The sequence below is a fragment of the Streptomyces sp. NPDC038200 genome (genome assembly GCF_055600785.1).
Genome location: NZ_JBVJYH010000003.1, coordinates 413,323 through 434,988 on the forward strand (window position 1 = coordinate 413,323; position 21,666 = coordinate 434,988).

Consider the following 21,666-nt stretch of genomic DNA (forward strand, 5'->3'; position numbering starts at 1 on the left):
CCAAACCTTCAGGAGCGGATGTCCGCGAGACGGCGCCGAGCCGGGCCCAGACCGTGTCCGCGGGCCGGCAGTCCGGCCCACGGGTCGGTGCGGGCCTGCTCGACGGCGTCTTCGACGGTCCACCGGCGGGCGTCGAGCCCTGGTTCGTCCAGCTGCTTCCAGGCTACGGGCACGGCCACCGGGGCGCCCGGGAGAGCGCGGACGGTGAAGGGGGTGACGGCGGTCTGGGCGTACGCGTTGCGCTGCACGTCGAGGTAGAGACGGTCCCCGCGGTCCTGTTTGCGGGCGGCGGTGGTGAGCCGGTCCGGGTGCCGTGTCACGGCGGACTCGGCCACGTCCCGGGCGAACGCGCGGACGTCGTCGAAGTCGTGGCGGCCGTCGAGCGGGACGACGAGGTGCAGTCCGCGCGAACCCGTGGTCATCGGGGCCGCGGGCAGCCCGAGTTCGTCGAGCAGCTCGCGCAGCCAGGCGGCTGCCTGCCGGACGGCCGCGAAGTCGTCCGGCACCGGCGGCGGATCGAGGTCGAAGACCAGCCGGTCCGGGTGGTCGAGGCCGTGGGCCCGGTCGGTGCGGGACAGCCAGCGGTGCAGGGTGAGGCAGGCCTGGTCGGCGAGGAAGAGCAGGGTGGCGGTGTCGCCGCAGACGACGTGCGTGACCGTGCCACCCTCCTTGGCCACCTCGACCCGGGTGATCCACTCCGGATAGTGGTCCGGGGTGTTCTTCTGCATGAACCGCTGGCCGTCCAGGCCGTCCGGATACCGTTCCAGCATCAGCGGACGGCCCCGCAGATGCGGCAGCAGGTACGGCGCGACGGACCGGTAGTAGTCGGCGAGATCGCTCTTGGTGTACTCCTTCGCGCCCCCGCCGCCGGGGAAGAGCACCTTCCCCGGCCGCTGTATCTCCACCGTGCGGCGGCCCGCCCGGACGGCCCGCGCGCCGCCGCTCATCGCACGACCGCCTCCTCGATCAGCAGCCGGGCCGCCGCCGTGATACCGGTGGCGTCGATGCCGGCCGCGTGCAGCTGCTCGTCGGGCGCGGCCGAGCCCGGCATGGTGCGCACCCCGAGCCGGACCAGGCGCGGCACCGGCCGCCCGTCGCCGAAGGCCTCCGCGACGGCGTCCCCGAGGCCGCCCTCGGGGTGGTGGTCCTCCACGGTGAGCAGACAGCCGGTCTCCTCGGCCGCGCGGCGCAGGGTCTCGGCGTCGACGGGCTTGACCGAGTACAGGTCGATCACCCGCACCCGGATGCCGTCCTCGGCGAGCCGGTCGGCGGCGGCCAGCGCCTCGGGCACGGTCACCCCGGCCGCGACCACCGTCAGCCGGTCCTCCTCGCTGGAGCGCAGCGTCTTGCTGCCACCGACGGGGAACTCCTCGTCGGGGCCGTAGACCACCGGGGTCTTGCCGCGGGAGGTGCGCAGATAGCGGATGCCGTCCAGGCCGGCCATGGCCGCGACCAGCCGTGCGGTCTGGTTGGCGTCGCACGGGTACAGCACCGTCGAGCCGTACACGGCCCGGAACATCGCCAGGTCCTCCAGGCCCATCTGCGAGGGGCCGTCCTGCCCGATCGCGACACCGGCGTGCGAGCCGACCACGTTGATCCCGGAGCCGCTGATGGACGCCATGCGCACGAAATCGTAGGCGCGGGTGAGGAACGCGGCGAACGTGGAGGCGTACGGCGTCCAGCCGCGCGCGGCCATGCCGACGGCCGCGGCGACCAGCTGCTGCTCGGCGATGTAGCACTCGAAGAACCGGTCGGGGTGGGCCTTGGCGAACTCCTCGGTCCGGGTGGAGTCGCCGACCTCGCCGTCCAGGGCGACGACATCGCCGCGGGCGGTGCCGAGCGCGGCGAGGGCCTTGCCGAAGGCGTCCCGCGTCGCGACCTCCTCGCCCTGGTCGTAGCGCGGCAGCTGGACGGCCTCGGTGGTGAGCGAGCGCAACGCGGCGGCGGCCTGCGGCTCGGCGACCCGGACGTGCAGATCACGCTGCCCGCCCAGCTCGGCGATGGCCTCCTCGGCCTCGGGCAGCGGCTTGCCGTGCAGGCCCTCGCGGTCCTCGACGGAGGCCACGCCCTTGCCCTTGAGGGTGCGGGCGAGGATCACGGTGGGCTGCCCGATGGTGGACAGCGCCTCGCCGTAGGCGCGGTCGATCTTGTCGACGTCGTGTCCGTCGATCTCGACGGTGTGCCAGCCGAAGGCCTGGAAGCGGCGGGCGTAGGCGTCCAGGTCGTGGCCGTGCCGGGTGGGGCCGCGCTGGCCGAGCCGGTTGACGTCCACGATGGCGATCAGGTTGTCCAGGTTCTCGTGGCCGGCGTGTTCGGCGGCCTCCCACACCGAGCCCTCCGCCAGCTCGCTGTCGCCGCACAGGACCCACACCCGGTAGCCGGTGCGGTCCAGCCGCTTCCCGGCGAGAGCGATGCCCACACCGACCGGCAGGCCCTGGCCGAGCGAGCCGGTGGCCGTCTCCACCCAGGGCAGCCGGCGGGGCGTCGGATGGCCCTCCAGCCGGCTGCCGAGCTTGCGGAAGGTGACCAGCTCGCCGTCCTCGATCGCGCCGGCCGCCTTGTACGCGGCGTACAGCAGCGGGGAGGCGTGTCCCTTGGACAGCACGAAGCGGTCGTTCGCGGGGTGTTCGGGGCGCTCGAAGTCGTACCTCAGATGGTTCGCCAGCAGCACCGCCAGCAGATCGGCGGCGGACATCGAGGACGTGGGGTGCCCGGATCCGGCGGCGGCGGACGCCCGCACGCTGTCCACGCGCAGCTGCTGGCCCAGTTCGGCGAGTTCGTCGGTGTTCATGAGTCTCCTCGGTCTCCTTGCGCTCGGTCGCGCTCAGTCGGCTGCGTTCGGACGGTCCGCGGGCCCGGCGGGGTCGGTGCGCCGGACCGGGCCCGGGGCCGGGTGGTCGGGCCCCCGCTCGCCGGGCTCGCCGCCCGGCCGCCGTACCGCGGGATCCCCACCCGGTACCCGCACCTGTTCCGGTGACGCCGTGTCCAGGGGCACCGACCAGGCCCGTACGAGACCCAACTGGACGCCCTGGCGCGGCAGTACGGCGTCCAGCAGCCAGTCCGCGGCGACCCGGATGCGGTTGCCGGGCAGCGCGGCCAGGTGGTATCCGCGGGTGACCACGCCCGCCGCCGGACCGGACAGCGGAATGCCCAGCGGGTTGGCGGCGGCCCGGGCCCCGCCCAGGTCGACGGCGAAACCCAGGTCGCGATGGCGGTACGGGCGCCGGCGCCGGCCGAGGCCGAGCGAGCCGGCCACGTTCTCCCCGGCCACCCGCCCCTGCCGCCAGGCGTGCTGGGCCGTCATGGCGGTGAACCCGCCCGGATGTTCCAGATCGGGCACGGCGGCGGCGTCCCCGCAGGCGAACACGTCGGGCCGGCCCGGCAGTTGCAGATAGGGGTCGACGATCAGGCGTCCCCGCTCCAGGGGCTGCCCCACGGCCTCCACCAGCGGATCGGGGCGCACGCCCACGCACCACACCAGGGTCCGGGACGCGACGAACTCCCCGTCGGAGAGGAGCACCCCGTCCCGGGTGGCCTCCTTCACGGACGTGCCCGTCCGCACCTCGACGCCGCGCCCCCGCAGCACCCGGTCGGCCGTGCGGGACATCCGTTCGTCCATCTCCGGCAGTACGCGCGGGGCCACGTCCAGCAGGATCCAGCGGGGGCGCAGGCCCGCGGGCAGCGGGTGCCGGCGGGCCAGCCCGTCCGTGAGCATCTGCAGCTGGGCGGCCACCTCGGTGCCCGTGTACCCGGCGCCGACCACCACGAAGGTGCACCGGGCGGCGCAGCCGGCGGGGTCGGGGTCGGCGGCGGCGAGTTCCATCTGCCGGGTCACGTGATCGCGCAGGTAGAGCGCCTCGGGCAGTCCGCGGAAGCCGTGCGCGTGCTCGGCGACGCCGGGGACGGGCAGCAGCTTGTTGACGCTGCCGACGGCCAGCACCAGGCGCTCGTAACCCAGGCTGCCGGTGCCGCCCTCGGGGTCGGTGTAGTGGACGACGCACCGGTCCAGGTCGACGCCGTCCGCCTCGCCGAGCACCATGCGCACCCCGCGCAGCGTGCCGGGCAGGGAGACGGTGACCCGGCGGGCCTCCAGGACGCCGGCGGCGACCTGGGGCAGCAGCGGGAGGTACAGGAAGTAGTCGGTCGGATTCAGCAGGGTGATGTCGGCACGGTTCCGGGTCAGCCGGGCCAGTGTGCGGGCAGCCCGGTACCCGGCGAAACCGGCGCCGACGATCAGGACGCGAGGTCGGCTCACGGTGCGCCTCCGGCGGTCGGGCTCGTCCGAGGTCTTCCGCGTAACCGGGGCCGGGGCACCCAAACGCCGGACGGGTCACCCGTACGGCCGCCGGGCCCCGGAATACCGCCCTCCACACGACGCGGACGGCGTTTCGCCCCATCGGCCCCGGTTACCCGGGCCGGGACCGAACCCCACCCCAGCCCAACCCACCCCAGCCAGCCGCGCCACGACCGGCTTCGCCCTCGCGGAGGTTTCCCATGCCCGAGTACGGCTATTTCCTGGCGAGCGAGGAACACGACCCCGCAGCCCTCGTCGAGCAGGCCCGGATGGCCGAACAGGCCGGCTTCCAGGCGCTGTGGATCTCCGACCACTATCACCCCTGGAACGACGCGCAGGGCCAGAGCCCGTTCGTCTGGTCGGTGATCGGCGCGCTCTCGGAGGCGGTGTCCCTGCCCATCGAGACCGCGGTGACCTGCCCGACCGTGCGGATGCATCCGGCGGTGGTGGCGCAGGCCGCGGCGACGAGCGCCGTGCTGACCGGGGGCCGTTTCCGGCTGGGAGTCGGTACCGGCGAGGCGTTGAACGAGCACATCCTCGGCGACGCCTGGCCCCCGCTGCACGTACGCCTGGAGATGCTGGAGGAGGCGATCCAGGTGATGCGCCGGCTGTTCACCGGCGAGGAGGTCAGCCACCGCGGCACGCACTACACCGTGGAGAACGCCCGTCTCTACACCGTCCCCGACGAGCCCGTCCCGATCGACATCTCCGGCTTCGGGCCGAAGGCGACCTCCCTGGCCGCCCGCGTGGGCGACGGTTACATCACGATGACGCCGCAGGAGGAGATGGTCACGCAGTTCCGCAAGGGCGGCGGCGGGGCCAAGCCGGTCAGCGGGGGGACGAAGGTCTGTTACGGCACCGACGAGGACGCGTGCGTCCGCACGGTGCACAAGCTCTGGTACAACGAGCTGCTGCCCGGCGAGATGGGCCAGGTGCTCCCCTCGCCCCGGCACTTCGAGCAGCTGCACGAGCTGGTCACCGAGGACATGGTGCGGGACGAGGTCGTGTGCGGGGACGACGCGGACCGGCATGTCGCCGCGTTGCGGGAGTTCGCCGACGCCGGCTTCGACCGGGTGTACGTGAACCAGATCGGGCCGGATCAGCAGGGGTTCTTCGACTTCTACCGTACGAAGGTGCTGCCGCGGCTCGGCGAGTGACCGGGAGTGCCCCGGAGCGCGCCTCGGGCTCGGCCGGCCCGGAACCGAAAGCGGCGACCGGATCGGCCGGGCCCGCCGTCGGAGGCGGGCCCGGCCGATCCGGTGCCGTCAGGACGCTGTCAGGGCGCTTTGCGCAAACCCTGTGGCGTCGGACCCTGCGGTGTCAGGCCCTGTGGTGCGGGGCGTCGGGGTCGGTCGGGGGATACGGGGGCATCGGCGGGTAGGGCATGCCCAGGCCGCCGGGCGGCGCGGCCGGCGGGGTACCGCCCACCACGCGGTGCGGCGCATGAGGGTCGTGCGGCACAGGGTGCCCGTGTCCGGAGTGGGCGGCGCCGCGGAGCAGGTAGGCCACCACGCCCAGGAGCGCCGCGGTGATCAGGGCCGCGGCCCAGCCGGGCAGGCCGATGGCCAGGGCCAGGCCCACGGCGAGGGCCACCGCGCCGCCCGCGTAGAGGGCGACGGTTCCCGAGGCGGCATAGAGCATGGCGGTGCGGCGCTGCTTGCGGGTCTGCTCGCGCAGTTCCTCGCGTACCGTCTCGCGTGCCACCTGAGCCAGTTCTTCGACGAGGTGCTTGTCCAGATGTTCCAGGTGATCCAAACGGTCCATACCCTGCGGGTACCCGCCGGACACGGCGGGTAACGCGGGGACCCTGCGCACCGCGGCCGACTCCAACTAGGCTCGGGCGCATGGAGATTCTGGGCGCCTCGCTGCGCATCTGCGTCGACGACCTCGAAGCCGCGATCCCCTTCTACGAGCGTCTGGCGGGCGGCCGGGCGCTGCGCTTCGGGCGCGGCGACGTCGAGGTCGCCGCGATCGGCTCGTTCCTGCTGATGAGCGGTCCGGAGGCGGAGCTGGAGATCCTGCGCAAGGTGACGGCGACGATCGCCGTCGAGGACGTGGAGGAGGCCCACCGGCTGCTGACCGAGCTGGGCGCCGACGTCGTCGCGGGGCCGGTGCCGACTCCGGCGGGCCGCAATCTGCTCGCGGTCCATCCGGACGGGTCGGTCTTCGAGTACGTGGACCAGCGCGGCTGAGCCGTCAGACCCGCATCTCCGCGGTGAGGGCCCAGCGCTCGTGGTCGCGCCAGGCTCCGTCGATGTAGATCATGTTCGGCGAGAAGCCTTCCAGGCGGAAGCCGGCGCCCCGGGCGAGGGCGATGGAGGCGACGTTGCCGGGCTGTGCGTTGATCTCCAGCCGGTGCAGGCCCAGCGGCCCGAACGCGTACCCGATCACCAGGTCCAGGCCCTCGCGCATCAGGCCCCGCCCGGCCGCGTGCGCGAAGGCGCCGTAGCCGAGGGCACCGCACTGGAAACCGCCCCGCACGATGTTGTTGATGTTGATGAACCCGGCGATGCCGCCGTCGGCACCGTCGGCCCCGCCCTCCCCGTCGCCCTTCTCGCACACCAGGAAGCCGGCCCGGGCCGGGTCCTCGATCAGCCGGCCGGCGTAGTCGGCGTACGCTTCCTCGCTGTCCGGCGGGAACAGCCAGGGCCGGTGCAGATCCTTGCTCTCCCGGGCCCGCGCGGTGAACTCGGGGCCGTCTTCGAGGGTGAAGGGGCGGATGGCGACGCGGGGGCCGGTGGCGAGACGCCGGGACGGAGGGTGCGGCATCCGGCCAGCCTACGACGTCACCGTCCCCGGCGCCCCCGGGATACGCCCGCCCGGCAGACGCCCGCGCCCGCCCGACGCCGGGCGCAGCGCCCGCCCGTCGTCAGCGCAGCGCCGGCTCGTCCAGCGTCAACGTGCCCGTGTCGGCGTCGAGTTCGGCGGCCACCCCGAACGGGATGGTCAACGCCCCCGCGCAGTGCCCGAAGCCGACGTTCTCCGCGACCGGCACCCCCAGCCCGCCCAGCCGGTCGGCCAGCAGGGGCCGCAGCTCGGCGTAGTCGGAACACTCCTCCCAGGAGCCCAGCAGCACCCCGCGCACCCCGTCGAGCCAGCCGGAGCGCCGGAGTTGGGTGAGGTAACGGTCCAGCCGGTACGTCTCCTCGCCGACGTCCTCCAGGCAGAGCAGTCCGCCGCGCGCCGAGGGCCGGGCGTGTGCGGTGCCGCGTTCCGCCGCGAGCAGGCACAGACAGCCGCCGAGGGTCACGCCGCGGGCCCGGCCGGGCACCAGGGCCGTACCGCCGGAGGTGATGGTGCGGACCGTCTCGGGCGCGAAGAGCGTGGCCCGCAGGTGCTCCTGGGCCCGGGCGTTCTTGATGAAGTCGACACCGGCCGCCATCGGCCCGTACAGCGTGGCGAGTCCCAGGCGGCCGGCGATGGCCTCGTGCAGGACGGTGATGTCGCTGAACCCGACGAAGAGCTTGGGGCCGGCCGCCCGCAGCGCGTCCCAGTCGAGCAGGTCGATCATGCGCTGCACACCGTACCCGCCGCGGGCGCAGAGCACCGCGTCCACGTCGGGGTCGCACCAGGCCCGCTGGAAGTCTGCGGCGCGGTCGGCGTCGCTGCCGGCCAGGTAGCCGAACTCGGCGTGCCGGTCCAGGACATGGGCCCCGGCCACGGGATCGAGGTCCCAGCCGCGCAGCACGTCGAGGCCCGCCTGGAGCCGCTCCTCGGGTACCGGCCCGCTGGTGGCGACGACGGCCACTCTGGCGCCCGGGGCCAGCCGGTGCGGTCGTACGAGTTCTCTCACGGGGTCAGGTCCACTTTCGGGGTCGGCGGTGTCGGCTCCAGCCCGAACACCTGCGCGTACAGGGACAGTTCGGCCTCGGCGGCCCGCACCATCGTCTCGGCCCGCCGGAACCCGTGCCCCTCGCCCTCGAAGGTGAGGTAGGCGTGCGGTACGCCCCGGCCGGCGATCCGGGCCAGGAAGCGTTCGCACTGGGCGGGCGGACAGATCACGTCGTCCAGGCCCTGGAGCAGCAGGAAGGGCACGGTGAGCCGGTCGGCCCGGGCGGTCGGGGAGCGTTCGGCGTACCGGGCCGGCACCTCGGCGAGCGGGCCGATCAGCGACTCCAGGTAGCGGGACTCGAAGTCGTGGGTCTCGCCCGGTCCCCAGGTGGCGAGGTCGAGCACCGGGTAGACGATGGTGCCGCAGGCGTAGACGTCGGTCGTGGTCAGGGAGGCGGCGGTGGTCCAGCCGCCCGCGCTGCCGCCCCGGATCGCCAGCCGGGCGGGGTCGGCGGTGCCCTCGTCGGCGAGGGCACGGGCGACGGCCGCGCAGTCCTCCACGTCGACCACGCCCCACTGCTCGCGCAGCCGCTCCCGGTAGGCCCGGCCGTATCCGGTGGAGCCGCCGTAGTCGACCTCGGCGACCCCGATGCCCCGCGAGGTGAAGTAGGCGATCGCCAGGTTGAGCACGAGCGGCACCCGGCTGGTCGGCCCGCCGTGCGCCCAGATGACGTACGGCGGCAGCTCGCCGTCGGGCGCGGCGCGTCCGGGGTGGTGCGGCGGATAGACGTGGGCGTGCACCTCGCGGCCGTCCGGGCCGCAGAAGGTGCGGATCTGCGGCTCGGGGTAGTAGGCCGGGTCGACGGGGTCGCGGTGCCGGGCGCCGATGACCCGGGCCCGGCCGGTGGCGGTGTCCAGCTCGACCACCTCGTAGGCGGTGCGCGGGCTGGCGCCGACCGTGACGACGCGCTGGCCGTGCGTGGCGAGGGTGGCCGTGCATTCCGTCCAGGGCCCGGCCGCGTCGACGAGTTCACCGGACTCCGGGTCCAGTATCCCGAGCGCGGTGGAGCCGCGGCCGTGCACGACCGCCAGCAGGCCGCTGTCGAGCGGCGCGAACCAGCGCAGCCCCAGTTGCCACAGAGGCCCGCCGAACTCCTCCTCGCGCGGGCACAGCGGGGTGCCGTCGCGGTAGATGTTCCACCAGCCGCTGCGGTCGCTGGTGTACAGCAGCCTGCCGTCCGCCGACCACTCGACCTGGGCGACGGCCTCGTCCGGTCCGCCGGCGGCGGTCCGCGCGCCGGTCAGCCGGCCGTCGTCCGTCACGTCGGCGACCAGCAGCTCCGTCCCGTCCCAGGGCATCCGGGGATGGTCCCAGGCCAGCCAGGCGGCGCGCCGGCCGTCGGGCGAGAGCCGGGGGCCGGTGACGAACCGGTGCCGGGCCTCGGTGAGTTCCCGGACGGCTTCGCGGTCGTCGGCGGCCGAGCCGTCCAGCGGTACGGCGGCCGCCACCCTGCGTATGTCGTCCGGGCCGTCCCCGGTGAACTCCTCCAGCACGCACCACACCTCGCCGCGGGCGAGGTCCACCCGGGGCTCCGCCCAGCGCAGGCCGCCGCCCACCGGGGACACGGGGGTGAGCGGGGAGGGCTCGCCGCCGAGCTCGTAGCGGTACAGCCGCTGGTCGGCGAAGTGCACGAAGACGATCAGCGGCCGGCCGTCCCGGCTCACCCCGGTCCAGGGCGTGCCGCCGTACTCGATGACCCGGCTGCGCACGTTCCAGGGCGCGGGCAGCACCGACTCCTCGCCGCCGTCGCTCCGCCGGCGCACCAGGGTGCGCCGGCCGCCCTCGGCCGGGCGGGGCTCGGTCCACCAGATCTCGTCCCCGACGAAACCCACCCAGTCCGGCCGCCCGTCGTGCGCGGCGGCGAGCGCCGCGTCGATGGGCGACGGCCACGATCCGTACGGTGATCTCAGCACTTCGTCCCCCCTCTCTAGGCCGTGCGCAGGAAGCGGTCCAGGACGCGCACCCCGAAGTGCAGCGCGTCCACGGGCACACGCTCGTCCACGCCGTGGAACAGCGCGTGGTAGTCGAAACCCGCGGGCAGCTTCAGCGGGGAGAAACCGTAGCCGGTGATGCCGAGCCGGGAGAACTGCTTGGCGTCCGTGCCGCCCGGCATGCAGTACGGCACCACGTGGGCGCCCGGCGCGAACTCCTCGACGGCGGCCCGCATCCGCGCGAACACCGGCGCGTCCACCGGTGCCTCCAGGGCCGCTTCCCGGTGCGCGAACTCCCACCGCACGTCCGGCCCGGTCAGCTCGTCCAGTGTGGCGGCGAATTCCGCCTCGGTGCCCGGGAGAAAGCGTCCGTCCACCTGCGCGAACGCCTCGCCCGGGATGACGTTGACCTTGTAACCGGCGTTCAGCATGGTCGGGTTGGCGCTGTTGCGGACGGTCGCCTCCACCAGCCGGGCGGCCGGGCCGAGCTTCTCCAGCAGCGTGTCCACGTCGGTGGCGCCGGCTTCGATGCCGTGGAGCATGGCGAGTTCGTCGAGGGCGGCCCGCACGGTCGGGGTGATCCGCAGCGGCCACCGGTACTCGCCGATACGGGTGACGGCGGCGGCGAGCCGGGTCACCGCGTTCTCCGCGTTCACCCGGGAGCCGTGCCCGGCCCGGCCGCGCGCGGTGAGCCTCAGCCAGCCGGTGCCCCGCTCCCCCGCGGCGATCGGGTAGATCTCGCGGCCCGAGCCGTCGTGGAAGGTGAAGGCACCCGACTCGCTGATGCCCTCCGTGCAGCCCTCGAAGAGTTCGGGGTGCCGGTCGGCGAGGAATCCGGAGCCGTCCTCGGCGCTGGCCTCCTCGTCCGCGGTGAACGCGATGACGAGGTCCCGGCGGGGCCGTACGCCCTGCCGGGCCCAGGACCGGACCACCGCGAGGATCATCGCGTCCATGTTCTTCATGTCGACGGCGCCCCGCCCCCACACCACCCCGTCCCGGACCTCGCCGGAGAAGGGGTGGACGCTCCAGTCGGCGGCCTCGGCGGGCACGACGTCGAGATGCCCGTGGACCAGCAGCGCGTCGGCGGACGGGTCGGTGCCCGCGATGCGGGCCACCACGTTGGTCCGGCCCGGGGTGCGCTCCAGCAGCAGGGGCTCCAGGCCCGCCCCGGCCAGCTGTCCGGCCGCGTACTCGGCGGCGGGCCGCTCCCGGCAGTCACCGCCGCCCCGGTTGGTGGTGTCGATGCGGATCAGGCCGGAGGTGAACTCCACCACCTCGTCCAGGGCCAGCTGGTCAGCCATACTGCTCCTCCACGGCAGCGGAGACGATCGTCGTGACCGCCTTGAACGTCCTGATCCCCTCGTACATGGTGGCGCTGGTGTACGCCACTTTCCGCTCGCCGATCCGCGCCACGCCGGGGACGACGGTGGCGGACAGCGCCAGATGTTCGGCGTCGAACTCGACGGCTACCGTGAACGGTCCGCCCTGCGCGGGTTCGTGACGGACCGCCAGCCGGGCGGCCTCCTTGGCCGCCGCCCGGATGTCGGCCGCCGTCCGGGCCGGGGTCCGGCACACGGCCGCGTACCGCGACACATGGTCCTTGACCGCGACCTTCAGTGCCTCGGGTGCGTAGCCGAGGGCGTCCTCGCAGGCCACGTCGTCGCCGGTGACGAGGACGACGGGGACGCCGTACTCGGCGACGACGTGCGCGTTGAGCAGACCCTCGCTGGCGCGGACGTCGTTCAGCCACACCCCGGTGATCTGGTTGGCGAGGTAGGTGTGGGCGAGGACGCCCTCCATGCCGGCGCCGGCGTGGTAGCCGACGAACGCGATGCCGTCGACGTCACCGTGCTGGACGCCCTCCACCATGGAGAGCGACTTGTGCCGGCCGGTGAGCATCTCCACCCGCTCGTCGAGCCGCTCCAGGAGCAGGTTGCGCATGGACCAGTGGGCCTCGTTGACCAGTACCTGCTCCGCCCCGCCGTCGAAGAAGCCCTCCGCGGCCGCGTTCACGTCCGAGGTGAACATCGCCCGGCACCGCTCCCACTGCGGGGTCCCCGGCAGCACGTCACCGGGCCAGGTGACACCGGTGGCACCCTCCATGTCGGCACTGATGAGGATCTTCATGGTCCGTCACGTTACGCGCCGAGCGGCGGACAGGCTACGACCCCGGCTCGGCGGTCCGTCCGGTCGGCGGCCCGTCCCGTCGGCGGGCCGCCGGGCCCGGTCAGGCCGGCGCCAGGACGAACCAGTGGGCGGGCAGCTCGATGCGGGTGCCGTCCGCGAGGTACTCGGTCTGCGGCAGGACCGTTTCGCCCTCGGCCAGGACGGTGAGGCCGACCTCGGCGAGCAGCCGCGGTATCTCGTCGTCGGCGGCGTCGGCGGGCTTGAGCCCGTGGTGGAAGACCCGCTGGAGCTTGGGTCCCGGGCCGCCCGGCTCGGACGCGGCCCGCCCCAGGACCTCCCGGGAGCCCGAGGTCAGCTCCACCACGAAGGCGCGGCCCGCGGCGCCGATCAGCTCGGCGACGGCGGCGGCCACCTTGGGGCGTGCGGCCGGTTCGCTCTGGTGGATGACGGCCCGCATGTAGACGTGGGCGTCGCCGAGCCGCTCGTGCAGGGCGCGTACGGCGTCGGTGTCGGTGAGGTCGAGCTGCTGGAACTCGACGGGATCGCCGTCCGCGGCGCGGCGCGCGTGCTCGACGGCCGCGTGCGAGAGGTCGACGCCGACGGCGCGGGCGAACCGGGTGGCCAGGTAGCGGGTCTGGGTGCCGTTGCCGCAGCCGAGGTCGATGATCGTGCGGTCCGGGTCGGCGTGCGGCAGGAGCAGTTCACTGTGCGGTGCGGCGCTCAGGGAGGGATCGGCGTCCCAGATCGCCTCGCCCCGGCCGTCGGCCGTCTCCTTCCAGTAACTTTCCCAGTTGTCACGGTAGTTGTCCGAGACGTTCATGCGATCTCCCCACGGTTCGGTTCCGTGATCGGGATATCGCGGCGGCCGGGAGCCCGGCAAGGGTCAGGAGGGCACCTTCACGGAATGTGAAGGCCCTGTTCGAACCAGACGGTCTTGCGGTGGCCGCTGGCGCTGGCGCCCCACTCCCGGGCCAGCCGGCTGACGACACGCAGGCCGCGGCCCGACTCGTCGGAGGGGCCGGCACTGCGCATGGCGGGCAGGGCGGGTTCGTCGTCGGTGACCTCGAACAGCAGGGCGTCGGTGCGGACCACCCGCAGTCCGATCCGGTCGCTCCCGCCATGGCGGACGGCGTTGGTGACGACCTCGCTGACCAGCAGTTCGGCCGTCTCCACGGCCTGCGGCAGGCCCCAGTCGAGAAGTTGACCGCGGACCTGACGGCGAGCCCGGGCGACCTCGCGGGGGTCGGCGTCGAGCCGCCACTCGGCGACGTGGTCACCGGGGATGCCGTTGAGGCGGGCCATGAGCAGGGCGACGTCGTCCTTGCGTCCGCCGCGGGTGTTCAGCGCGCGGATGATGGTGTCGCAGGCGTCGTCCATCGAGGCCGCGGGGTGTGCGGCGGACTCGCAGAGCGCGGCCAGGCCCTCACCGATGTCGGAGCCGCGCACCTCCACCAGTCCGTCGGTGCACAGCACCAGCCGGTCACCCGGCGCGACCCCGACCCGCTTCGCCTCGAAGGGGACGCCGCCGACCCCGATCGGGGCTCCGGTGGGCAGGTCGAGGAGTTCGCTGCTGCCGTCCTCGGCGCGGACCAGCACGGGCGGGATGTGTCCGGCGTTGGCGAGGGTCAGCTCGCCGCGGATCGGGTCGTAGACCGCGTACAGGCAGGTGGCGAGGTAGTTGTCGCCGAGCCTGCGGGCCAGGTCGTCCAGGTTGCGCAGGAGCTGGGCCGGCGGGGTCTCCATGGCGGCCATGGTCTGCACGGCGGTGCGCAACTGACCCATCATCGCGGCCGAGTTGAGGCCGTGGCCCATGACGTCGCCGACCACGAGGGCGGTGCGGGAGCCGGGCAGCTTGATGCTGTCGAACCAGTCGCCGCCGATCCGGCCGAGCCGGGTGCCGGGCAGGTAGCGGGTGGCGATGTCGCAGCCGGCCATCCGCGGGGCGACCTGCGGCAGCATGCTGTCCTGGAGGGTGTCGGCGACGTTCTCCTGGTAGGTGTACATGCGGGCGTTGTCGAGCACGAGGCCCGCGCGGGCGGCGAGTTCGGCGCCGGTGGTGCGGTCCATGTCGTCGAACCGCGCCCGGTCGGGGCGGCGCATCAGCACCATGAAGCCGAGGACGACGTTGCGCGCCTTGAGCGGGACGATCAGCAGGGACCGGCCGCCGATGAGCGGCCGGAGGTCGCGCTTCTCGAACTCGCCGGAGATGCGCTCGCTCAGCTCCTCGGTGACCTGCGGGATGAGGACCGGCTCACCGGTGACCATGCACTGGTAGAACGGGGTGTGCTCGGGGAAGGCGAAGGACTCGCCGACCGGCACGGTGTCGTCCCAGCGGCCGGGTTCGTCGTTGTGCTCGACCCACACGCGGAACATCACGGTGTGGGCGTCCGGCGGACCGTCCGGGAAGCCCTCGCCCGCCAGCACCGCGGCCCGCAGATGGGTACCGGCGAAGTCGGCGAAGCGGGGTACGGCGGCCCTGGTGACCTCGCGGATGGTCTCGCCGAGGTCCAGGGAGGAACCGATGCCGGAGCTGACCTCGTTGAGGAACTCCAGCCGCTCGCGGACCGCGGCGTACTCCAGGTCCTGCTCGGCGCCGGCCGGGACCGGCGCCGAGGTGGCCCGCTGCTCCGGTACGACGACTTCGGCGCGGACGCGGCCGGGGCGGCGGGGCACGCCCCAGTACGGGGTCACGGGCACCCGGTCGAACTGGCTGAACTCCAGGACGGGATAGCCGAGTTCGAGGACCTGCGAGACGATGCGGGCGCTGAGTCCCGGGCCCATGTTGGGCAGGATGTCGGGCAGGCGCCGTTCGAGTTCCGCGGAGGCGGGCAGTTCGGTGTGGCGGGCGAAGCCGGGCGAGATGTGCTCGGCGGTCTCGTCGTCGTAGCCGCGTTCGTCCCGCAGCCGGGTGGCGTCGGCGGCGAGCACGAGCAGCCGGGAGGGGCCGGGGCCGACCAGCGGATAGGCCCACCACAGGACGTCGAGCCGCTCACCGCCGGGCGTCTGCCGGGGTGGGCAGAGGCGGGCGCGGCCGGCCGTGGCGTAGCCGGTGTGCCCGCCGAGCGAGACCTCCAGGTCGGGGCCGAGCCCGTCAGGGGCCACGGGGGCGTCCGGCGCGGGGCCGCCTCGTGGGTCGTGCAGGTCCTCGGGCAGGGCGCCGGAGACCGGCAGCAGGTCCGCCGCGGGCTGCCCGACGGCGTCGTCCCTGCTCACGCCGAAGAGGCGGCGCGCGCCGCTGCTCCAGTGGGACACCAGGCCGGCACGGTCGACGACGACCACGGCCAGCGGAATCCGGCCCGCCGCGGTGTCGCCGACGCCGCGCCCGGGAGCTGTGTCCCGCTCGCTGCCACGGTCCATGGCCCAGGCCCTCTCTCCCCACGGCTGTCCGCAAACGATCTGTGCCGCCCGCCACTACGGTACGGCGGCGTCCGGTCGCGATGTGTGGCAATTCTGGAATTCGTCTCACCGGTGAGGACCGGCGCGCGGCCCGGAGTGCGGTGTGCGCCCCCGGTCAGTCCTCGTGCCCCAGCTGGAGATCGCGCTCGGTGCGGCCACCGCCCGCGACCTGCAGCACCGTGGCGACCGGCGGGTAACCCGCGGCGATGACGGTGTACTCGCCGGAGGAGAGGTCCACGAACCGGAACGTTCCGTCGGCTCCGGTGGTGAGGGTGTCGACGACGTTGCCCGCGGCGTCGAGCAGGGTGACGCGGGCGTCCTCCACGGCGCGTCCGCCGCTCGCCCGGACGGTGCCCTTGAGCACGGCGCCGCCCGCGAGTTCGATGTCCTGCCGGGTCTCGCGGGAGGCCTGCACGGTGACCGGGAGCGCGGCGGGCCGGAACGCGGGGGCGCTGGCGGCGAGGGTGTACTCGCCGGCCACCAGCTCGGTGATCACGTAGCCGCCCTCGCGGCCGCTGCGGGTGGTGGCGACGACCTCGCCGTGCACGTTGGTGAGGGTGACGGTGGCCTCCCGGACGGGGCTGCCGTCGGCGGTGAGCACGCTGCCGGCGAGGCGGCCGGCGCCGCCGAGGACGACGTCGAGTTCCACGGGGCGTTCGCCGACGGTGACGGAGACGGCCTGCGGCTGGTGTCCGCCGGCGGCGGCGATCAGCACGTACGACCCGGAGCCGGGGGTGCTGAGCGCGTACCGTCCGTCGTCGCCGCTGGCGCCCCGGCCGATCTGCTGACCGGCGACGTCGATGAGGGTGAGCGCCGCGCGGGGCACCACGGTGCCGTCGGGGTGCTGCACGGTGCCGCAGACGGGGATTCCGGCGGTGTAGGGCGAGCGCGGCGCGGCGGGGGCGGTCGGGGGCTGGGGGCGGGCCTGCGGGATCTGGACGTTCACCGCGGTCTCCTGGTCGGTGGCGGGGACGTTGTGGGACACCAGTGGTTTCTCCTTGAGGAAGAAGGCGATGAGCAGGCCGAGGACGAGCACCGGGACCAGGTACAGGAAGATCCGGGGCATGGCGTCGGCGTAGGCGCGGATGTAGGCGTCGCGCAGGGCCGGGGGCAGCGCGTGGACGAGCTGCGGGGTGATCGAGTCGGGGTCGGGCAGCCCGGCGGCCGCGCGCGGGGGCAGTTCCCGGCGCAGGGCGTCGCCGAGCCGGTCGGCGAAGAGGGTGCCGAAGACGGCGGCGCCGACGCTGCCGCCGATCTGCCGGAAGTAGTTGTTGGCGCTGGTGGCGCTGCCGAGGTCGGCCGGGCGCACGGAGTTCTGCACGGCGAGCACGAGGACGGGCATCACCAGGCCGATCCCGGCGCCGAGGACGGCCATCCAGATGCTGTAGTGCAGCCGGGGTGTGTCGGTCTCCAGCCGGGACAGCAGCCACATGCCGAGCACGGAGACGGCACCGCCGAGCACGGGGAAGATCTTGTAGCGGCCGGTGCGGCTGATGAGCTGTCCGCCGATGATCGAGGCGCCGACGATCCCGGCCATCATGGGCAGCATCAGCAGCCCGGACTCGGTGGCGCTGGCCCCGTCGACCATCTGCAGGAAGGTGGGCAGATAGCTGGCGGCGCCGAACAGGGCGACACCGACGACCAGGCCGACCAGGCCGCTGATGTTGAAGACGGAGTCGCGGAACAGCCGCAGCGGCATGAGGGGTTCGGCGGCGAAGCGCTCGGCGACGAGGAAGAGCACGGTGGCGGCGAGGGCGCCGACGCCGAGGCCGAGGATCTGCCGGGAGCCCCAGGCGTACTCGGTGCCGCCCCAGCTGGTGAGCAGGACCAGGCAGGTGGAGGCGGCGGCGAGCAGCAGTGCGCCGAGGACGTCGAGCCGGGCGCGCACCCGCGGCTTGGGGAGCTTCAGGACGACGGTGACGACGGCCAGGGTGGCCAGGCCGAAGGGGACGTTGACGTAGAAGCACCAGCGCCAGGAGAGGTGGTCGGTGAAGTAGCCGCCGAGCAGGGGTCCGGCGACGGAGGCGAGGCCGAAGGCGGCGCCGATCAGGCCCATGTACCGGCCGCGCTCGCGGGGCGGCACGATGTCGGCGATGATCGCCTGCACGCCGATCATCAGGCCGCCCGCGCCGACGCCCTGGACCGCGCGGAAGGCGATCAGCTGGTCCATGCTCCCGGCCCGGCCGGCCAGCGCGGAGCCGAGGACGAAGACGGCGATGGCGAACTGGAAGACGCCCTTGCGGCCGACGAGGTCGCCGAGTTTGCCGTACAGGGGCAGGCCGATGGTGGAGGTCAGCAGGTAGGCGGTGATCGCCCAGGACATCTTGTCCAGGCCGTGCAGTTCGCCCACGATCTTCGGCAGGGCGGTGGCGACGATCATCTGGTCCAGGGCGGCCAGCAGCAGCGCCAGCATCAGCCCGAAGAACACCAACCGGACCCGGCGGGCCCCGAGTTCGGCGGCCGGCCCGGGCGGCGGCGGTGCGGCGGCCGTCTCCTCGTCCGCTGCCGGTGCCACGACCGGATCGTGCTGCACCAGAGTCGTCCCGCCCACGGACCGCTCCCCTCGTCACATCTGTCACATTTACCGCGCGAGGCGACAACTGTGAACAACTGCGGCGAGTTACGGTCCCACCCGGTACGGAGTGGAGATGCACTCGAACCGGTGAAGGGGTCAACCGGAGGTCAACACCCCTTCACCGGCGGGCTCTTGGCTACTTCTCGACCTCGGCGGCGAGGTTGGCGAGCAGCGCGTCGTAGATCCGGCCGAGGCCCTTGGGCGCGAAGGTCCTCTCGAAGAAGCCGCCGATGCCGCCGGCACCCTGCCAGGTGGTGGTGACGACCACACGGGACCGCCCCTCGCCGGCGGGGGTGACGCGCCAGGTGGTGACCATGGAGGAGTTGCGGTCCTTCTCGACCAGCTCGCCGTCGGTGGGCTCGGCGACCTCCAGCAGGCAGTCGCGCACCCGCTTGCTGGTGGCCTGGAGCTTCCAGTGGACGAGGGTGCCCTCGCCGTCGCCGCCCTCGCGCACCTCGTACTCGCTGAAGTGCTCGGGCAGCAGCTTCTGCCGCGTGCCGCGGTAGTCGGCGAGGGCGTCGAACACCTTCTCCGCGTCCGCCGCGACGACCCGCTCCGTAGTGGCCTCGACCTGCGCCATTGCGTTCCTCCAGGACCTGGTTGCTCGGGGTTGGGGCAAGCCAACCACCCCGGCGCCCGGCCGCCCAAATCGGGGTTCGCACGATCATGGGAACACATGTTCTATTCTGTGGCGGAGCGCTACCGAGGAGGCGTCATGCGCTGGGAGAACCTCACCGTGGAGCCCACGAGGCCCGGGGAGCCCGCCGAGCACGGCCGGGCCGCCGATGCCGCACTGTTCGGCGCGGACGCCGTGACCACCCGCACGTTCGACACACCGGAATTCCGCGGGATCACCTTCCACGAGGTGCGGGCGCGCTCGGTGCTGAACCGGGTGCCGGGCGCCTCGCGCATGCCCTTCGAGTGGACGGTGAATCCCTACCGGGGTTGCTCGCACGCGTGTGTGTACTGTTTCGCCAGGAAGACGCACAGCTATCTGGACCTGGACACGGGCATCGGCTTCGACACCCAGATCGTGGTCAAGGTGAACGCCCCCGAGGTGCTGCGCCGCCAGCTGGCCTCCCGGCGCTGGCACGGCGACCACGTGGCGATGGGCACGAACGTCGACTGCTACCAGCGGGCCGAGGGCCGCTACCGGCTGATGCCGGGCATCATCTCCGCGCTCACCGACCACGCGAACCCGTTCTCGATCCTCACCAAGGGCACCCTGATCCTGCGCGACCTGGAGCTGCTGGTCCGGGCGGCCGAGGTGACGGACGTGGGCATCTCGGTCTCCGTCGGTTTCCTGGACACGGAGCTGTGGCGCACGGTGGAGCCGGGGACGCCCGCGCCCGAGCGGCGGCTGGACGTCGTACGGACCCTCGGCGAGCACGGGATCGGCTGCGGGGTGCTGATGGCACCGGTGATCCCGTTCCTGAGCGACCACCCGGCCCAGCTGAGGGCCACGGTGCGGGCCGTCGCGGCGGCCGGGGCCACCTCCGTCACCCCCTTGACGCTGCACCTGCGCCCGGGGGCCCGGGAGTGGTTCATGGCCTGGCTCGGGCAGCATCATCCGCACCTGGTGCGCCGGTACGAGCGGTTGTACGCGGAGGGTGCCTACGCGCCCAAGTGGTACCAGCGGCGGATCACCCGTCAGGTGCACGAGCTGGCCCAGGAGTACGGCATCGGGCCCACGCGCGCGGGCTCGGCCCGCCGGATCCGCCCGGCCGGCCCGGCGCAGGCCGCGGCCGGACCGGAACCGGTCCAGCTCAGCCTCATGTGACGGAGCGTTAGGGGGATCCCGCCGCCCATCCGGGTCAACTATCGCCGCATCGTGTTCTTCAGGGGCCCGATACCGGGACGATCCGGCGAGAACCGTGAGCCTCGCGGTTCGCCGAGACCCCCGGTCCCGGGAGGACCCGAATGAGAACACGCGCAGCCGTGCTGTGCACGGCCGCCGCCGTGCTGGCGGGCTCGCTCACCGCCGTTCCCGCGCAGGCCGCGCACGTGGCGCACCTGAGCTGGAAGAAGTGCGGCACCAGCGACTACCCCCGGCTCCAGTGCACGTCCGTGCAGGTGCCGCTGGACCACGCCCACCCGTCGGGCCGGCAGATCACGCTCGCCCTGTCCCGCGTCCCGCACACCGCGGCCGTCTCCCAGGGTCCGCTGCTGGTCAACCCCGGCGGTCCCGGTGGCAGCGGCCTGGCCCTCGCCGGTTTCGTCGCCTCGGCACTGCCGAAGAGCGTCGCGGGCCGGTACGACGTCATCGGCTTCGACCCCCGCGGGGTGGGGCGCAGCAGGCCCGCGCTGAACTGCGCGCCCGGTCACTTCGAGCCGGAGCGCCCCGACTCCGTGCCGGCCACGGCGGCGCTGGAGCGGGCGAACATCGACCGCGCGAAGGCGTTCGCCGCGGCCTGCGGCCGCAGGCACGCCGACCTCCTGCCGTATCTCGACACCGTCAGCGCGGCCCGGGACCTCGACGTCGTCCGCCGGGCCCTGGGCGCGCCGAAGATCAGCTACTTCGGCTACTCCTACGGCACCTACCTGGGCGCGGTCTACGCGAAGCTGTACCCCACGCACGTCCACCGCCTGGTGCTGGACTCGATCGTCGATCCGACGGGTGTCTGGTACGCGGACAACCTCGGCCAGGAGTACGCCTTCGACGACCGGCACCGCGCGCTGATGGCCTGGATCGCCCGGCACGACGACGCCTACCGGCTCGGCAGGGACCCCGGGAGGATCGCGGCCCGCTGGTACGCGATGCGGGCGGCCCTGGCGAAGAAGCCGGCCGGGGGCCGGGTCGGCGCCGCCGAGCTGGAGGACACCTTCGTGGCCGGCGGCTACTACAACGGCTACTGGCCCTACCTCGCCGAGGCGTTCGCGGCCTACGTGCACCTCAAGGCCACCGGGCCGCTGCTGGAGGCGTACGAGAACTTCGGCGCCGTGGACTCCTCGGGCGACAACGGATACAGCGTCTACACGGCGGTGCAGTGCCGGGACGCCTCCTGGCCCCGGGAGTGGAAGCGGTGGCGCGCGGACGCCTGGCAGGTGCACGCGAAGGCCCCCCTGATGGCCTGGAACAACACCTGGTACAACGCACCCTGTGCGTTCTGGCCGACGGCCCCGCTGAGAAGTGCGGACATCGCCAACAGCCAGCTGCCGTCGGCACTGCTGTTCCAGGCGACCGACGACGCGGCCACCCCCTACGCCGGCGGCGTCCGGGTCCACGGGCTCTTGACCCGCTCCCGCCTGGTGGTCGAGAAGGGCGGCGGCAACCACGGCATCACGCTGAGCGACAACAAGTGTCTGGACGGGTATCTGGCCGCGTATCTGACGGACGGCAGGATGCCGCACGGCAACGGGCCGCAGGACGCGGTCTGCGCGAAGACACCCGACCCGAAGCCGCTGAAGGCGAAGTCGGGGCCGCCCGCGTCCCGTGGCCCGGTCCTGCACGAACTGCTGGGCTTCCGCCGCTGAGCGCGTCCGGCCGCCTCATCGGGGCGGCCCCGCGGGG

Annotated in this window: 17 protein-coding genes; 4 read left to right on the forward strand and 13 right to left on the reverse strand. The window is 73.5% G+C overall.

What is annotated here, in order from left to right; genetic code table 11:
• Positions 1-8 precede the first annotated feature (8 nt).
• From ligD to ACZ7KF_RS09270, 3 genes are read right to left on the reverse strand one after another with little or no spacing between them, the layout of a single operon-like run.
• Positions 9-947, reverse strand: a complete 939-nt coding sequence (gene ligD, locus ACZ7KF_RS09260; protein ID WP_471070631.1) for a non-homologous end-joining DNA ligase — start codon at positions 945-947, stop codon at positions 9-11.
• Positions 944-2,791 (reverse strand): transketolase, encoded by a 1,848-nt coding sequence (locus tag ACZ7KF_RS09265; RefSeq protein WP_471070633.1) that lies wholly within the window; start codon positions 2,789-2,791, stop codon positions 944-946. Before ACZ7KF_RS09265 ends, ligD begins: the two co-directional genes overlap by 4 nt.
• 33 nt (positions 2,792-2,824) lie before the next feature.
• A complete protein-coding gene (locus ACZ7KF_RS09270; protein WP_471070635.1) occupies positions 2,825-4,255 on the reverse strand; it encodes an NAD(P)/FAD-dependent oxidoreductase in 1,431 nt (476 codons plus the stop codon).
• A gap of 239 nt (positions 4,256-4,494) precedes the next feature.
• Between ACZ7KF_RS09270 and ACZ7KF_RS09275 the strand changes: the two genes are divergently transcribed.
• Entirely contained in the window at positions 4,495-5,451 is a 957-nt protein-coding gene (locus tag ACZ7KF_RS09275; protein WP_471070637.1) for an LLM class F420-dependent oxidoreductase, read from the forward strand.
• A gap of 163 nt (positions 5,452-5,614) precedes the next feature.
• Here the strand turns inward: ACZ7KF_RS09275 and ACZ7KF_RS09280 are convergent, their stop codons facing one another.
• Positions 5,615-6,058, reverse strand: a complete 444-nt coding sequence (locus ACZ7KF_RS09280) for a phage holin family protein (RefSeq protein WP_471070639.1) — start codon at positions 6,056-6,058, stop codon at positions 5,615-5,617.
• A gap of 80 nt (positions 6,059-6,138) precedes the next feature.
• On the opposite strand from ACZ7KF_RS09280, the gene ACZ7KF_RS09285 reads away from it, so the two are divergent.
• Positions 6,139-6,486 (forward strand): VOC family protein, encoded by a 348-nt coding sequence (locus ACZ7KF_RS09285; RefSeq protein WP_471070640.1) that lies wholly within the window; start codon positions 6,139-6,141, stop codon positions 6,484-6,486.
• A 4-nt stretch (positions 6,487-6,490) separates the two neighbouring features.
• On the opposite strand, the gene ACZ7KF_RS09290 is transcribed toward ACZ7KF_RS09285, so the two are convergent.
• The 9 genes from ACZ7KF_RS09290 to ACZ7KF_RS09330 form a co-directional block, all read right to left on the reverse strand.
• Positions 6,491-7,063 (reverse strand): GNAT family N-acetyltransferase, encoded by a 573-nt coding sequence (locus ACZ7KF_RS09290; RefSeq protein WP_471070642.1) that lies wholly within the window; start codon positions 7,061-7,063, stop codon positions 6,491-6,493.
• Between the two features lie 100 nt (positions 7,064-7,163).
• On the reverse strand, positions 7,164-8,087 hold the full coding sequence (locus ACZ7KF_RS09295) for a S66 peptidase family protein (protein WP_471070644.1): 924 nt from the start codon (positions 8,085-8,087) through the stop codon (positions 7,164-7,166).
• Positions 8,084-10,039, reverse strand: a complete 1,956-nt coding sequence (locus ACZ7KF_RS09300) for a S9 family peptidase (protein ID WP_471070646.1) — start codon at positions 10,037-10,039, stop codon at positions 8,084-8,086. Before ACZ7KF_RS09300 ends, ACZ7KF_RS09295 begins: the two co-directional genes overlap by 4 nt.
• Positions 10,040-10,053: 14 nt before the next feature.
• A complete protein-coding gene (locus ACZ7KF_RS09305; protein WP_471070648.1) occupies positions 10,054-11,358 on the reverse strand; it encodes a M20/M25/M40 family metallo-hydrolase in 1,305 nt (434 codons plus the stop codon).
• Positions 11,351-12,184, reverse strand: coding sequence for a M55 family metallopeptidase (locus ACZ7KF_RS09310; RefSeq protein WP_471070649.1), 834 nt, complete (start codon positions 12,182-12,184; stop codon positions 11,351-11,353). Before ACZ7KF_RS09310 ends, ACZ7KF_RS09305 begins: the two co-directional genes overlap by 8 nt.
• A 100-nt stretch (positions 12,185-12,284) precedes the next feature.
• On the reverse strand, positions 12,285-13,004 hold the full coding sequence (locus ACZ7KF_RS09315; protein ID WP_471070652.1) for a class I SAM-dependent methyltransferase: 720 nt from the start codon (positions 13,002-13,004) through the stop codon (positions 12,285-12,287).
• Between the two features lie 77 nt (positions 13,005-13,081).
• A complete protein-coding gene (locus ACZ7KF_RS09320) occupies positions 13,082-15,541 on the reverse strand; it encodes an ATP-binding SpoIIE family protein phosphatase (protein WP_471070655.1) in 2,460 nt (819 codons plus the stop codon).
• Positions 15,542-15,695: 154 nt separating this feature from the next.
• Positions 15,696-18,131 carry an MFS transporter gene (locus ACZ7KF_RS09325; protein WP_471070658.1) on the reverse strand — a complete coding sequence of 812 codons (2,436 nt, stop codon included), beginning with the start codon at positions 18,129-18,131 and terminating at the stop codon, positions 15,696-15,698.
• A 160-nt stretch (positions 18,132-18,291) separates the two neighbouring features.
• Positions 18,292-18,735: an SRPBCC family protein gene (locus ACZ7KF_RS09330; protein WP_030605886.1), complete on the reverse strand. Its 444-nt coding sequence runs from the start codon at positions 18,733-18,735 to the stop codon at positions 18,292-18,294.
• Between the two features lie 135 nt (positions 18,736-18,870).
• On the opposite strand from ACZ7KF_RS09330, the gene ACZ7KF_RS09335 reads away from it, so the two are divergent.
• Both ACZ7KF_RS09335 and ACZ7KF_RS09340 read left to right on the forward strand, forming a co-directional pair.
• A complete protein-coding gene (locus ACZ7KF_RS09335) occupies positions 18,871-19,935 on the forward strand; it encodes an Rv2578c family radical SAM protein (protein ID WP_471070968.1) in 1,065 nt (354 codons plus the stop codon).
• A gap of 140 nt (positions 19,936-20,075) precedes the next feature.
• Positions 20,076-21,629 carry an alpha/beta hydrolase gene (locus ACZ7KF_RS09340; RefSeq protein ID WP_471070661.1) on the forward strand — a complete coding sequence of 518 codons (1,554 nt, stop codon included), beginning with the start codon at positions 20,076-20,078 and terminating at the stop codon, positions 21,627-21,629.
• Positions 21,630-21,666: the final 37 nt, after the last annotated feature.

Excerpts from the sequence above, each read along its gene's own strand:
- ligD (WP_471070631.1), bottom strand. The coding sequence starts at position 947 with ATGAGCGGCGGCGCGCGGGCCGTCCGGGCGGGCCGCCGCACGGTGGAG.
- ACZ7KF_RS09265 (WP_471070633.1), bottom strand. The coding sequence starts at position 2,791 with ATGAACACCGACGAACTCGCCGAACTGGGCCAGCAGCTGCGCGTGGAC.
- ACZ7KF_RS09275 (WP_471070637.1), top strand. The coding sequence starts at position 4,495 with ATGCCCGAGTACGGCTATTTCCTGGCGAGCGAGGAACACGACCCCGCA.
- ACZ7KF_RS09280 (WP_471070639.1), bottom strand. The coding sequence starts at position 6,058 with ATGGACCGTTTGGATCACCTGGAACATCTGGACAAGCACCTCGTCGAA.
- ACZ7KF_RS09285 (WP_471070640.1), top strand. The coding sequence starts at position 6,139 with ATGGAGATTCTGGGCGCCTCGCTGCGCATCTGCGTCGACGACCTCGAA.
- ACZ7KF_RS09290 (WP_471070642.1), bottom strand. The coding sequence starts at position 7,063 with ATGCCGCACCCTCCGTCCCGGCGTCTCGCCACCGGCCCCCGCGTCGCC.
- ACZ7KF_RS09305 (WP_471070648.1), bottom strand. The coding sequence starts at position 11,358 with ATGGCTGACCAGCTGGCCCTGGACGAGGTGGTGGAGTTCACCTCCGGC.
- ACZ7KF_RS09310 (WP_471070649.1), bottom strand. The coding sequence starts at position 12,184 with ATGAAGATCCTCATCAGTGCCGACATGGAGGGTGCCACCGGTGTCACC.
- ACZ7KF_RS09315 (WP_471070652.1), bottom strand. The coding sequence starts at position 13,004 with ATGAACGTCTCGGACAACTACCGTGACAACTGGGAAAGTTACTGGAAG.
- ACZ7KF_RS09320 (WP_471070655.1), bottom strand. The coding sequence starts at position 15,541 with ATGGACCGTGGCAGCGAGCGGGACACAGCTCCCGGGCGCGGCGTCGGC.
- ACZ7KF_RS09330 (WP_030605886.1), bottom strand. The coding sequence starts at position 18,735 with ATGGCGCAGGTCGAGGCCACTACGGAGCGGGTCGTCGCGGCGGACGCG.
- ACZ7KF_RS09335 (WP_471070968.1), top strand. The coding sequence starts at position 18,871 with ATGCGCTGGGAGAACCTCACCGTGGAGCCCACGAGGCCCGGGGAGCCC.
- ACZ7KF_RS09340 (WP_471070661.1), top strand. The coding sequence starts at position 20,076 with ATGAGAACACGCGCAGCCGTGCTGTGCACGGCCGCCGCCGTGCTGGCG.